At 73.5% G+C, this 12291-nt stretch carries 13 protein-coding genes; 4 read left to right on the top strand and 9 right to left on the bottom strand.

Going from position 1 to position 12291, the window contains the following annotated elements:
• The first annotated feature begins 31 nt into the window (after positions 1-31).
• Both trxA and EV188_RS13795 read left to right on the top strand, forming a co-directional pair.
• Positions 32-358 carry a thioredoxin gene (trxA, locus tag EV188_RS13800; RefSeq protein WP_133826819.1) on the top strand — a complete coding sequence of 109 codons (327 nt, stop codon included), beginning with the start codon at positions 32-34 and terminating at the stop codon, positions 356-358.
• A 240-nt stretch (positions 359-598) separates the two neighbouring features.
• Positions 599-1756: an N-acetylmuramoyl-L-alanine amidase gene (locus EV188_RS13795; protein WP_133826818.1), complete on the top strand. Its 1158-nt coding sequence runs from the start codon at positions 599-601 to the stop codon at positions 1754-1756.
• Positions 1757-1774: 18 nt separating this feature from the next.
• On the opposite strand, the gene EV188_RS13790 is transcribed toward EV188_RS13795, so the two are convergent.
• From EV188_RS13790 to yidD, 7 genes are all read right to left on the bottom strand, one after another.
• Positions 1775-2464: a GNAT family N-acetyltransferase gene (locus EV188_RS13790; RefSeq protein ID WP_133826817.1), complete on the bottom strand. Its 690-nt coding sequence runs from the start codon at positions 2462-2464 to the stop codon at positions 1775-1777.
• 195 nt (positions 2465-2659) lie between these two features.
• Positions 2660-3751, bottom strand: a complete 1092-nt coding sequence (locus EV188_RS13785; protein WP_133826816.1) for a ParB/RepB/Spo0J family partition protein — start codon at positions 3749-3751, stop codon at positions 2660-2662.
• Complete coding sequence (locus EV188_RS13780) at positions 3748-4680, bottom strand: ParA family protein (protein WP_133827112.1); 933 nt, start codon at positions 4678-4680, stop codon at positions 3748-3750. Before EV188_RS13780 ends, EV188_RS13785 begins: the two co-directional genes overlap by 4 nt.
• Before the next feature lie 115 nt (positions 4681-4795).
• Positions 4796-5500 carry a 16S rRNA (guanine(527)-N(7))-methyltransferase RsmG gene (gene rsmG / locus EV188_RS13775; protein ID WP_133827111.1) on the bottom strand — a complete coding sequence of 235 codons (705 nt, stop codon included), beginning with the start codon at positions 5498-5500 and terminating at the stop codon, positions 4796-4798.
• A 97-nt stretch (positions 5501-5597) separates the two neighbouring features.
• Positions 5598-6170, bottom strand: a complete 573-nt coding sequence (locus tag EV188_RS13770; RefSeq protein WP_133826815.1) for a Jag family protein — start codon at positions 6168-6170, stop codon at positions 5598-5600.
• Positions 6171-6337: 167 nt separating this feature from the next.
• On the bottom strand, positions 6338-7657 hold the full coding sequence (yidC, locus tag EV188_RS13765; RefSeq protein WP_133826814.1) for a membrane protein insertase YidC: 1320 nt from the start codon (positions 7655-7657) through the stop codon (positions 6338-6340).
• A complete protein-coding gene (gene yidD, locus EV188_RS13760; RefSeq protein WP_208114177.1) occupies positions 7651-8001 on the bottom strand; it encodes a membrane protein insertion efficiency factor YidD in 351 nt (116 codons plus the stop codon). The genes yidC and yidD overlap by 7 nt, the downstream gene beginning before the upstream one ends.
• Positions 8002-8148: 147 nt before the next feature.
• Between yidD and EV188_RS13755 the strand changes: the two genes are divergently transcribed.
• Entirely contained in the window at positions 8149-8937 is a 789-nt protein-coding gene (locus EV188_RS13755) for an FkbM family methyltransferase (RefSeq protein ID WP_208114176.1), read from the top strand.
• On the opposite strand, the gene rnpA is transcribed toward EV188_RS13755, so the two are convergent.
• Together rnpA and rpmH are read right to left on the bottom strand one after the other, a co-directional pair.
• On the bottom strand, positions 8927-9283 hold the full coding sequence (gene rnpA, locus EV188_RS13750) for a ribonuclease P protein component (protein WP_133826812.1): 357 nt from the start codon (positions 9281-9283) through the stop codon (positions 8927-8929). The two genes, EV188_RS13755 and rnpA, sit on opposite strands and share 11 nt — an antisense overlap.
• A gap of 112 nt (positions 9284-9395) precedes the next feature.
• Positions 9396-9539, bottom strand: a complete 144-nt coding sequence (rpmH, locus tag EV188_RS13745; protein ID WP_133826811.1) for a 50S ribosomal protein L34 — start codon at positions 9537-9539, stop codon at positions 9396-9398.
• 398 nt (positions 9540-9937) lie between these two features.
• Between rpmH and dnaA the strand changes: the two genes are divergently transcribed.
• On the top strand, positions 9938-11608 hold the full coding sequence (dnaA, locus tag EV188_RS13740; RefSeq protein WP_166659872.1) for a chromosomal replication initiator protein DnaA: 1671 nt from the start codon (positions 9938-9940) through the stop codon (positions 11606-11608).
• The last annotated feature ends 683 nt before the right edge of the window (positions 11609-12291 follow it).

The raw sequence follows: 12291 nt of genomic DNA, 5'->3' as shown, positions 1-12291 counted from the left end.
CGTCACCGTCCCCTGGGAGAGGAAAGCCGCGATGAGCGCGCCCGTGAACGTCACCGATGCCACCTTCGCCGACGAGGTCCTGCAGAGCGACAAGCCCGTCGTCGTCGACTTCTGGGCGACCTGGTGCGGCCCCTGCAAGATGGTCGCGCCGGTCCTCGAGGAGATCGCCGCCGAGCACGGCGACAAGCTGACCGTGGCCAAGCTCGACATCGACCAGAACCCCGCCACCGCGCGCGACTACCAGGTCATGTCGATCCCGACCCTGCTGGTCTTCCAGGGCGGCAAGCCGGTCAAGCAGATCGTCGGCGCCAAGCCGAAGTCGGTCCTGCTCGACGACCTCTCCGACGTCATCAACTGACACGGCCCGATCCTCCCGATCGACCGTTCGTCGCGCCCGGCGCCGGGTAGCCATCCCCGTGGTGGCCGCCCGGCGCCGTCCTGCGTCCGCCCGTCGAGCCCGAACCGTGACCCGCGGCCCGCGAACGACATCGCCCCACTTCACGGTGGGAGGCGCCGGACAGGGCACAATGAGACGCCAGTGAAGCGCGACGAGACGTGGAGTCCGGACAACGGACGCGGACGAGCGGGAGCGAACTGCATGCAGCTGCTGAGCCGCGGTGACGCCGGCCCGCCGGTCGCCGAGGTCCGGGCAGCACTCGAGGAGATGGGCATCCTCGAGCCCGCGGGCCCCGGTCCGGCCCTGTTCGACGACCAGCTCGAGCAGGCCGTGCGCATCTTCCAGCAGCACCGTGGCCTCATCACCGACGGCATCGTCGGGCCCGCCACCTACCGCGCCCTGCGCGACGCCCGCTGGGCCCTCGGCGACCGGATGCTGCTCCTCAACACCCAGCAGCCCCTCACCGGCGACGACGTGTTCTCGCTGCAGGAGCGGCTCCTCGAGCTGGGGTACGACTCCGGACGCGCCGACGGCGTGTTCGGCCGCCAGACCGAGCAGGCCCTGCGCAGCTTCCAGCGCGACTACGGCATGAGCCCCGACGGCATGTGCGGCCCGCGCACCCTGCGCCACCTGGGCTACCTCGGTCGCAAGGTCACCGGCGGACGCCCGGGCCTGCTGCGCGAGCAGGAGCGCCTGCACCGGGCCGGCCCGCGGCTCTCCGGCAAGCGCATCGTCATCGACCCGGGTCACGGGGGCGCCGACCGCGGCGTCTCGGTGGGCCAGGGTCCGGAGGCGGTCACCGAGGCCGGGATCGTCGGCGACATCGCCCGCCGCCTCGAGGGGCGCATGGCCGCGGCCGGCATGGAGGCGCTGCTCTCCCACGGCCCGCAGGACTGCCCCACCGACGCCGAGCGCGCCGGGTTCGCCAACTCCGCGGGCGCCGACGTCGTGCTCTCGCTGCACGTCGACGCCAACGCCAGCCCCGCCGCCAACGGCCTCGCCGCGTTCCACTTCGGCACCGGCAACGGCGCCACCTCGACGGTCGGCGAGGCCCTGGCGGGCTTCATCCACCGTGAGCTCCTCGCCCGCACCCGCATGCTGGACTGCGGCGTGCACCCGCGCCCCTGGGAGCTGCTGCGGCTCACCCGCATGCCCGCGGTGCGCGTCGAGATCGGCTACCTGACCAACGACCGCGACCGCGCGGCCCTGCTCGACCCGGGCTTCCGCGACGTCGTCGCCGAGAGCATCCTCGTCGCGGTCAAGCGGCTCTACCTGCTCGGCCAGGACGACAAGCCCACCGGCACGTTCACCTGGGCCGAGGTCCTGCAGCGCGAGAGCAACCGGCCCGCCGGCGTCTGAGCCGACGGGCCGGTCACCTCACGGGGTGGTTCGGCAGGTCGCCCTCGCCGGGGACGGCACCGCGGCCGGGGCCGTCGAGATCGTCACCGAGCCCAGCAGCTGGGCGATGGCGGCCTCGACGTCCTCCTTCCAGTTGAATCCGGTGCGCAGCTCGTAGCGCAGCCGCGGCCACCGCGGGTGCGGCGCGACGGTCTTGAACCCGACCGCGCGCAGGAACGCCGCCGGCAGCACGCAGGTCGGCGTGTCGAGGTCCGTGCGCCCGTGCGCCTCGGCCCGCGCCCGGTCGGTGTCGTCGGCGAACGCCTCGACCGCCTTGACCCCGCGGCGGGTGAGGTCGCGGACGACGTCCTGGATCAGCAGCCGACCGATGCCCTCACCGGCGAAGTCGGGCAGCACGTGCAGCCCGCACAGGAGCACGGCGTCCGGGGACACGGGCGCCGTCGGGAAGGCCGCGGCGCGGGGCACCACCGTCGGCGGGGCGAAGAAGGCGAAGCCGGCCGGGACACCGTCGACGTGGGCCACCCGCCCGCACGAGCCCCACTCGAGGAGCACGCCGGAGACCCAGGCCTCCTTCTCGAGCTCGAGGGTGCCGAACTCCTCGGCCTGGTCGGTCAGGTGTGGGGGGATCTCCCAGTAGACACAGCGACGGCACTGCTTCGGCAGCTCCTCGATGTTGTCGAGGGTGACCCCGACACAGGTGCGCGACACGCGTTCCGCCTTCCCCGACTTCCCGACCGTCGTCCGCGGTGAGGATACGGTCCCCGCTCCGGACGGTGCCGCTCGCGGGTCCCCCGGGTGGACGAACGGTTCCCCGGAATCACCCAGTGTGGTCCTACCCGGACACGGCCGCTGCTCTGCGTCGATCTCAGGGCGCCCCCAGATCGACGCTGAGCCCCGGGACGATCAGTCCCGGGGTGGGGGCCCCGAGGAGGGGTCCGGGCCCATCAGACGGGCGATGCGCTCCAGATCGTCGACCGAGCCGAACTCGACGACGATCCGTCCCTTCCGCTGACCCAGTTCGACCTTCACGCGGGTGTCGAAGGTGTCCGACAGCCGCTCGGCGAGGTCCTGGAGGCCCGGGGCGTGCATCGGCCGGCGGGCCGGGGCGCGCTTGGCCGGCGGCTGCCCGCCGCGGGCGAGCGTGACCGCCTCCTCCGCGGCGCGGACCGACATCCCCTCCGCGACGATGCGGGCCGCGAGCTCCTCCTGGGCCGCCGCGTCCTCGAGGCCGAGCAGCGCGCGGGCGTGGCCGGCCGACAGCACGCCGGCCGCGACCCGGCGCTGCACCGCGACGGGCAGCCGGAGCAACCGGATGGTGTTCGTGATCGCCGGCCTGCTGCGGCCGATGCGGTCGGCGAGCTGCTCGTGCGTCACGTCGAACTCGGTGAGCAGCTGCTGGTAGGCGGCCGCCTCCTCGAGCGGGTTGAGCTGGACGCGGTGGATGTTCTCGAGCAGCGCGTCGCGCAGCAGCGTGTCGTCCGGCGTCCGGCGCACGATCGCCGGGATGTGCTCGAGGCCGACCTTCTGGGCGGCCCGCCAGCGGCGCTCGCCCATGACGAGCTCGTGGGTCAGCGACGGCCCGCCGTCGACGCCCGGCTCCGGCTCGGGCAGCTCGCGGACGACGATCGGCTGCAGCAGCCCGAACTCGCGGATCGAGTGCTCGAGCTCGCCGAGGGCTTCCTCGTCGAACACCGTCCGCGGCTGCTTCGGGTTCGGCCGGATCCCGGAGAGGCGCACCTCGCGGTACACCGCGCCGGCGACCTCGCCGGACGCCTCGGGGGCGGCCGCGGCGCCGTTCGCCGTGGGCGCGGTGTCGTCCGCGGTGGGGGCGGGCGCGTCACTGCGACGGGCCCCGAACATGACGTCGGCGGCCTGGTTGCCCAGCCCGTGGCGCGACGGCGGGGCGGCGGTCCCGTCGGTCTCCGGGGGACCGGTGGGGATCAGGGCGGCGAGCCCGCGCCCCAGCCCGCCCCGACGCTCGGTCCGCTCGGTCATCGTGCCCCCTCGCCCTCGGGCTGGCGCCGCACCATCGTGCGGGCCGCGAACTCCCGGGCGGCGTCGAGGTAGCTCATCGCTCCACGGGATCCCGGGTCGTAGGTGAGCACCGTCTGGCCGAAGCCCGGCGCCTCGGAGACCTTGACGCTGCGCGGGATCACCGTGCGGAGCACGACCTCGCCGAAGTGGTTGCGCACCTCGGAGGTCACCTGGTCGGCGAGCTTGGTGCGGCCGTCGTACATGGTCAGCAGGATCGTCGAGACGTGCAGCCCCGGGTTGAGGTGCGACTGCACGAGGGCGATGTTGTTGAGGAGCTGCGACAGCCCCTCGAGCGCGTAGTACTCGCACTGGATCGGGATGAGCACCTCGGGCGCCGCGACCATCGCGTTCAGCGTGAGCAGGCCCAGCGACGGCGGGCAGTCGATGAGGACGTAGTCGACGTCGAGCCGGTCGAGCGCCTCGGTGGTGAGCGCGTTCTTGAGCCGCGACTCCCGGTTGAGCATCGAGACCAGCTCGATCTCCGAGCCGGCGAGGTCGATCGTCGCCGGCACGCACAGGAGGTCCTCGGAGCGCTCGCAGACCGCCGCGGCCTCGTCGATGGTCATCTCGCCGAGGAGGACCTCGTAGATGGACGGCGTCCCGCTGCGGTGGTCGACCCCGAGCGCCGTGCTCGCGTTGCCCTGGGGGTCGAGGTCGACGACGAGCACGCGCGCGCCGTGCAGCGACAGCGCCGCGGCGAGGTTCACCGTGCTGGTGGTCTTGCCGACGCCGCCCTTCTGGTTGGCGACGGTGATGATGCGTCGCTCCGAGGGGCGGGGCAGCCGGTGGTCCTCGGGGTGCAGCACCCGTGCCGCGCGGGCGGCCTCCTCCGCGATCGGCGTGAGGCCCTCCTCGCCGTGCGGGTAGAGGACCTCGCCGGCGCCGACCACGCCCGCGCCGACACTGGCCGCGGCGTCGCTGACGGCCTCGCGCACCTTCTCGGCGGAGGGTCGGTCGCCGCGCGTTTCACGTGGAACGGTGCGGCCGGACGGGGAGGTCGGTCGCTCAGTCACGGGCACGATCCTTCCTGCCGCGGACGCGGCGCCCAGAACCGGGGGAGGGGCCGCGTCGTTCGCTCCGGCTTACCAGCACGACGGTGGTCGCCGCGTCTCCCACGCCGCAGCTCACCACCCGCGGGTCGTCCCCGCCGGCCGCGCGGATCTCCTTGAGGTCCCGCTCGATCTCGCTCGCGGCGCTCGCGCCCTTCATCGCGGCCAGGATCCCACCCGGCCGCACGAGGGGCAGCGTCCAGGTGGCGAGTCGCCCGATCGGCGCCACGGCCCGCGCGGTGACGACGTCGCTCTCGCCGCACCGACGCCGCGCTTCGCGCTCCTCCGCGCGCCCGCGGACGACGGTGACAGTCGTCAGCCCGAGCTCGTCGACGACCCGCTCCAGCCACGCGACCCGGCGGGCCATGGGCTCCAGGAGCGTGATGGCGAGGTCGGGGCGGGCCAGCGCGAGCGGGATGCCGGGGAGGCCGGCGCCGGAGCCGACGTCGACCACCGAGGCGTCGGCGGGCAGCACCTCACCGATCGTCGCGCTGTTGAGGACGTGCCGCTCCCACAGACGCGGCAGCTCGCGAGGCCCGATCACCCCTTGCTCGTGACCGGGGCCCGCGAGCAGCGCCACGTACCGCTCCGCCGCCGCCAACCGGTCGCCGAACACCTCGGCGGCACCGGTCGGCGTCTCGGGGACGGCCGGGGTGTCGATCGGGCCCGTGCCGTCCGTGGACCCGTCTTGGGTCGTGCTCACGGTCGTGTTCCACGTGGAACACACCGAGACGGTGCACCGCAGAACGCCACGGTCGTCAGCCCGCCGGGTGGACCACGACGCGACGGCGGGGCTCCTCGCCCTCGCTCTCGCTGCGCACCCCGCCCGCCGCGGCGACGGCGTCGTGCACGATCTTGCGCTCGAACGGCGTCATCGGGCGCAGGCGCTGCGAGCGCCCGGTGTCCTTGGCCTCCTGGGCCGCGGTGCGGCCGAGGTCGGTGAGCTCCGACCGGCGCTGCGAGCGCCAGCCGGCGACGTCGAGCATGAGGCGGTTGCGGGATCCGGTCGACTGCTGCACCGCGAGGCGCGTCAGCTCCTGGAGCGCCTCGAGCACGTCGCCGCGCGCACCGACGAGCTTCTCGAGGTCCTTGCCGCCGTCGACGCTCACGATCGCGCGCCCGGCCTCGACGTCGAGGTCGATGTCCCCGTCGAAGTCGAGGATGTCGAGCAGGCGCTCGAGGTAGTCGCCCGCGATGTCGCCCTCACGGACGAGCTGGTCCTCCGAGCTGCGCTCCGCGCGGGGTGCGTCCTCGGACGGCCCGGCCGCCCCCGTCGACCCGGTCGACTCGGTCGACTCGTCCTTCTCCTGCGACGCCACCGTCTCCGACACGCCGTCTCCTTCCGCCGGGCCCCGTGACGGGGCCTCTCCTGGCACGCTCCGCGCCCCTCTCGCGTGCGTGCGGGTCTGATGGGTCCGGCTCGCGCTGCCGCGCGGTGGCCGGGACTCGCGGCGGCGGGCCGACGGATCGTGGGCCGTCGGCGCTCGCCGTCCGCGAGCTACTTCTTCTTCTTGCCGCGCTTGGTGCCCTGGCCCGACGAGGTGAGCTGGCCGCCCTTGCCGCCGCCCTTGCCCGCGTTCCCGGAGCCGTTGCCCGAGCCGTTCCCGGAGCCGTTGCCCGACCCGTTGCCCGACCCGTTGCCCGCCCCGTTGCCGCGGTTGACCTTGCCCGGCGTCGCGTTGCCGGAGCCCTGGCGGGCACCGCCGCCGCCGTTGCGCGCGGGGCCGACCTTGCCCGGGGCGCGCCGCCCGGACCCGCCGGCGTTCTTGCCGCCGCCCTTGCCCCCGCCGGTCTGGGCCACGCCGTTCTTGCCCCCACCGGCCTGGGCCCCGCCCTGCGGGGCGGGAGCGGAGTCGCCGGGTGCGTCATCGGCCGTCGTGTCGACGGCCTCGTCGGCGGCGGCGGTGTCGGCGACCGCGGTCTGGCGCTGCGGCTTCTGGCCCACCTGCGGCTTCTGGCCGACCTGCGGCTTCTGGCCCGGCTTGGGGGCGAGCGCGTCACGCTGCTCGCGCGCCTGCTCGCGCTTCTCGTCCTCCTCGCGGGCGATCTTGCGGTAGATGAGGAACTGCTGGCCGAGCGTCCAGGTGTTCTGGCTCAGGAAGTAGATGAGGATCGCGATCGGGAAGAAGGCACCGAAGACCAGCAGACCGGCCGGGAACAGCCACATCGTGATCTTGCCCATGATCGCTGCCTGCGGGTTCGCCGCGGCCGCCGGGCTCTGGTGCTGCTGCGAGACGCGCGCCGTGAAGTGGGTGGCGACGGCCGCGAGGATCATCAGCGGCAGGGCCACCGGGAGGACGTGCGCCTGGAACTCGCCGAAGTTGAACGAGATGGTGCCGAGCGACTGCATCCCGCCGGCGATCGCCTCGTTCAGCTTCACGCCGAAGATGTCGGCGTTGGTGAACGACTCGATGTCGGCCCGGTCGAAGACGTAGTTGTACGGGTAGTTCGGCTGGAAGCCGCGCAGCACGTGGAACAGGCCGATGAAGACCGGCAGCTGGACCAGCAGGGGGAGGCAGCCGCCGAGGGGGTTGACCCCGTGCTCCTTCTGGAGCTTCTGCATCTCCTCGGCGAGCTTCTGCTTGTCGTTCTTGTACTTCTCCTGCAGCTTCTTGATCTGCGGCTGGAACTCCTGCATCTTCCGCATCGAGCGGACCTGGCTGATGAAGGGCTTGATCAGCAGCGCGCGCAGGGTGAAGACCAGGAAGATGACCGACAGCGCCCACGCGAAGCCGTTGGCGGGTCCGAGGACGAAGCCGAACACCTCGTGCCAGAACCACATGATCCCGGACACGGGGTAGTAGATGAAGTTCAGCACTGCTCTCGCTCCTCGGTGTTGGGGGTGTCGTCCCCCGTCTCGGCGGCGCGGCGGGGCCACCCGCACCACGTCCGGTGCTCACGCGGTGGCACCGGGTCCAGGCCTCCAGGGTGCCAGGGTGCGCACTTGGCCACCCTGACCAGGGTCAAGCCCGTGCCGATCACGACCCCGTGCGTGCGCAGCGCGCCGACCGCGTAGGCACTGCAGCTGGGGTGGAAGCGGCACGACGGCGGGAACATCGGCGAGATCCACCGCTGGTAGAACCGGAGCACGGAGACCAGCGCGCGGACCGCGATCGACGGGCGACCCGCGCCGGCGTCGGGGGACGCGGCCACCTCACCCACCGATGCCGTCCTCCTCGTCGGGGTCACGGTCGCGCACCGCGGATGTGCCCGCGCCGACCCCGGTCGTCGGTTCCATGGTGCCCGTCCGCGCGCCGGGAAGCGACCGCCCGGGCAGGACCGTCGCGTGCCCGTGGGAGCATCCGCGCCGTGTCGATCGCCGGAGGGCAGCCCACCGAACGACCCAGCGCCGAGCCCGGCCGCCGCGGCGGGACGCGCCGGTCGCGGGCGGTCCGCGGGGCGCTCGAGGCGGCCGCCCGCCGGGGCACCGTCGTCGAGAAGGAGATCCTCGGGCTCGCCGAGCTGGTCGGCCCGGGCGACGTCTGCCTCGACATCGGCGCCGAGTTCGGGCTCTACACCCACGTGCTCGCCGACCTCGTCGGGCCGGACGGCACCGTGCACGCCTTCGAGCCGCAGCACGGCGCCCACCGGGCGCTCGAGCTCGGGGTCCGCGCCGCCGGCCTGTCGTGGGTGCACCTGCACCGGCTCGCGCTCGGTGGCACGCCCGGCACCGCCGAGCTCTCCGTGCCCCGCCGGCGCGGGCTGCCCGTCCACGGGCGCGCCTACGTCACCGCGGGCGCGCACGACGCCGGCCCGAACCGGGAGTTCGCCGGGTTCCGCCTGGAGTCCGTGGCGATCGAGACGCTCGACGCGGTCGTCGCCGACCTCGCGCCGGGCGGGGTGTCGTTCGTGAAGGCCGACGTCGAGGGCGCCGAGGGCGCACTGCTCGACGGGGCCGCCGGCACGCTTGCCGCTCACCGGCCCCACCTCCTGCTCGAGATCGAGGACCGGCACACGCAGAAGTACGGCGTGCGCGCCGCGGACCTCTTCGCCCGCCTCACCGGCGAGCTGGGGTACCGCGCGTACACGTGGTCGGCGGGCTGGCGGGCCGCCCCGGGGATCGTCGACACCGAGCGCAACTACCTCTTCAGTCCCTGAGCCGCAGGCGGGCGAGGGCGGCGTCGAGGTCCTCGCCGAGCTCGGCCGAGGTGGCGTCACCGGCGGCGGGCTGGGCGCGGATGACGAGGTCGGTCCCGGCCGGCAGCGCCTCCAGCCGCGGGCGCAGCAGGTGCCGCAACCGCCGGCTGACGCGGTGCCGGACGACCGCGGGGCCGACCGCGCGGCCCACGACGAGACCCGCCCGCGCCGGACGGTCCGGGGTCGGCGGCACGACCGAGGGCGCCAGGGCGTGCACGACCAGCCGGCGCTTGCCGGCACGCCGTCCCCGGCGCAGCACGAGGCGGAAGTCCTGGGGCCGGGTGATCCGGAGGGGGCGCGGGAGCACGGTGGGAGGCGGTCCGGCCGCGGGCACGGGTGTCCGATACACGACAACGGGACCGCGTCCACGTGGGAGCGGTCCCGTCAGGTCGTGCCGGCGGGCCGTGCCCGCACACCGATCAGGCGCTGAGCGTCTCGCGGCCCTTGCGGCGACGCGCGGCGAGCACCGCACGGCCGGCGCGCGTGCGCATGCGCAGCCGGAAGCCGTGCGTCTTCGACCGACGGCGGTTGTTCGGCTGGAACGTGCGCTTGCCCTTGGCCACGACGAGTACTCCTGCTCCAACGCGCCGCGTGATCGCGACGCCACGGTGGGTGCCGGGCGCCCCCGTCGGACGCCGGCTCCGGTCGTGACCAGGGTAGCCGGTACCGCCACCGACGCTCCCACCCCGGGTCCGCACGCTCGTGGCAGGGAGCTTGTGGGGTCCGCCGCAGCCTTGTTAGCGTCCACCTCTCGCCGAGGACGCGGTCCTCGGCCCCGGGTCCGGCACTCGTGCCGCCCGAGCGGGGGAGACACAGAGGACCCGGGTGCTGGGGGGCGCCCGTCGCACCCGCTCGTCACCGCCAGCGAGCCGTCGTGCACAGTTGTGGACAAGACTGTGGACGCGCATGCCCACGAGCGGGTCGGACGGTCCTCACGGCGGCAGGACGGAGGGGGTGCGCGGTGTCGGACCAGCTCTTCGACCTCGACGAGACCTGGGGCCAGGTCGTCGCCGAGCTCACCGCGGGCGACGCGGCCGTGCTCTCCCCCCAGCAGCGGGCCTGGGTGCGGGTGACGCGACCGCTCGGTCTGCTCGACGACACCGCGCTGCTGGCCGCCCCCAGCGAGTTCGCCAAGGAGGCCATCGAGCGGGCCCTCCGGGACCCGATCGTCGCCGCGCTCTCGCGCCACATCGGCCGTCCCGTCTCGCTCGCCGTCCGCGTCGACCACAGCGCGCGGCCCACGCCCGAGGTCGGCCCCAGCACCTCCCCGCTCCCGCGCGTGACGCTGCCCGCCTCCCCGAACGGCGACCCGTCCACCGACGGGCACCACGGCGACGGCCCGGACACCGGCTACCTCGCGGCGACCTCGTCGCCCTCCGAACCCACGTCCTCCCACCGGGCCGAGGCGATCGCCGCGGCCGCCGGCGTCGGACGGGTCACCCACAACCCGGACCGGGCGCACCCCGAGGAGGAGGTCGACGAGGTCCGCGACGGCCTCGCCGCCGTCCACGAGATCTGGACCCCGCGCGGGCCCGGCGAGGCGGTCACCGAGCTGCGCGACACCGGCCCGGACCCCGCCCGCGGCGCCCCGCGCTCGCAGACGCGCCTCAACGAGAAGTACACCTTCGACACCTTCGTCATCGGGGCGTCGAACCGGTTCGCGCACGCGGCCGCCGTCGCCGTCTCCGAGGCCCCGGCCCGCGCCTACAACCCGCTGTTCGTGTGGGGCGACTCCGGGCTCGGCAAGACCCACCTGCTGCACGCCGTCGGGCACTACGCCCAGCGGCTGTTCTCCGGCATGCGGGTGCGGTACGTGTCGACCGAGGAGTTCACGAACGACTTCATCAACTCCCTGCGCGACGACCGCAAGGTGGCGTTCCAGCGCCGCTACCGCGACGTCGACGTGCTCCTCGTGGACGACATCCAGTTCCTCGAGGGCAAGGAGGGGACCCAGGAGGAGTTCTTCCACACCTTCAACACCCTCCACAACGCGAACAAGCAGATCGTCGTGTCCTCCGACCGCCCGCCCAAGCGGCTGGAGACGCTCGAGGACCGCCTGCGCACGCGGTTCGAGTGGGGCCTGATCACCGACATCCAGCCGCCCGAGCTCGAGACCCGCATCGCGATCCTGCGCAAGAAGGCCGCCGGCGAGCGGATGGCCGCGCCGCCCGAGGTCCTCGAGTTCATCGCCGACCGCATCGAGCGCAACATCCGCGAGCTCGAGGGCGCGCTGATCCGTGTCACGGCGTTCGCGTCGCTCAACCGGCAGCCGATCGACCTCCAGCTCGCCGAGATCGTCCTGCGCGACCTCATCCCCGACTCCCGCCAGTCGGAGATCACGGCGCCGACGATCATGGCGGTGACCGCCGAGTTCTACTCCGTCTCCATCGACGACCTCTGCGGCCCGGGCAAGACCAAGGCGCTCGCCCTGAGCCGGCAGATCGCGATGTACCTCTGCCGCGAGCTCACCGACCTCTCGCTGCCCCGGATCGGCCAGACCTTCGGCAACCGCGACCACACCACGGTCATGCACGCGGACAAGAAGATCCGCAAGGAGATGGCCGAGCGCCGCCGGACCTACGAACAGGTCCAGGAGCTCACCGCGCGCATCAAGCAGCGCGCCCGCGGCTGACGGTCTCCCGCCCGTCCGCGATCTGAGCGAAGGGCACCTTCGCTCTGATAGACGGGCGAGGGGCGCCCCTCGCCGGCGCCGCGGGTGCCGCCTCGCCCGCCCCTCGACACGCCGCCGACGCCCGTGACCATCACACTGCGTCGAGATCTGACGTCATGTCGAGCGACACAGCGTGACCGAGAGGTGCAGTGGCCGACGACGAAACGACGGCCGGGATCGCCGAACACCGACCCCGGTAGCACACCGCGATCGTTCGACTCCCGATCGACCCACAGCTGGGGACAACTCTGTGGACATCCACCGCGCGCCGGTGGAAACGGCAGGGACGAGCAGCCCGGGCCGTCGCCCGTCCACCGGACACGCCGCTCTGTCCCCGGATCCGGGCACGGTCCGGGTCGAGGTGTCCACACCGGATCCGGCCGCCCCACCAGCGCCGACGGTCTCGATCCACACCACGCACAGGACCTACTGGTACTGCTGTCTTTCTCTTCTAGGAGAACTCCAGAAGAACAGGTGGTGTGGACGCGTGGAGGGACCGACGCGGTGATCGGGCGAGGGCTACCCGATCGGCTCGAATCGAGACCGGGCCCGGAGTGTCGGACCCCTCCTGCACGCTCTACCGTGATGCACCCGCGCCGGGGTGCGTCCCGCGTCCAGGGATCGACACAGCACGGCCGAGCAGG

The sequence above is a fragment of the Actinomycetospora succinea genome (assembly GCF_004363095.1).
Lineage (GTDB): Bacteria > Actinomycetota > Actinomycetes > Mycobacteriales > Pseudonocardiaceae > Actinomycetospora > Actinomycetospora succinea.
The sequence above is the reverse complement of the archived record's forward strand: the minus strand, read 5'-3'. Positions and strand labels throughout refer to the sequence as shown.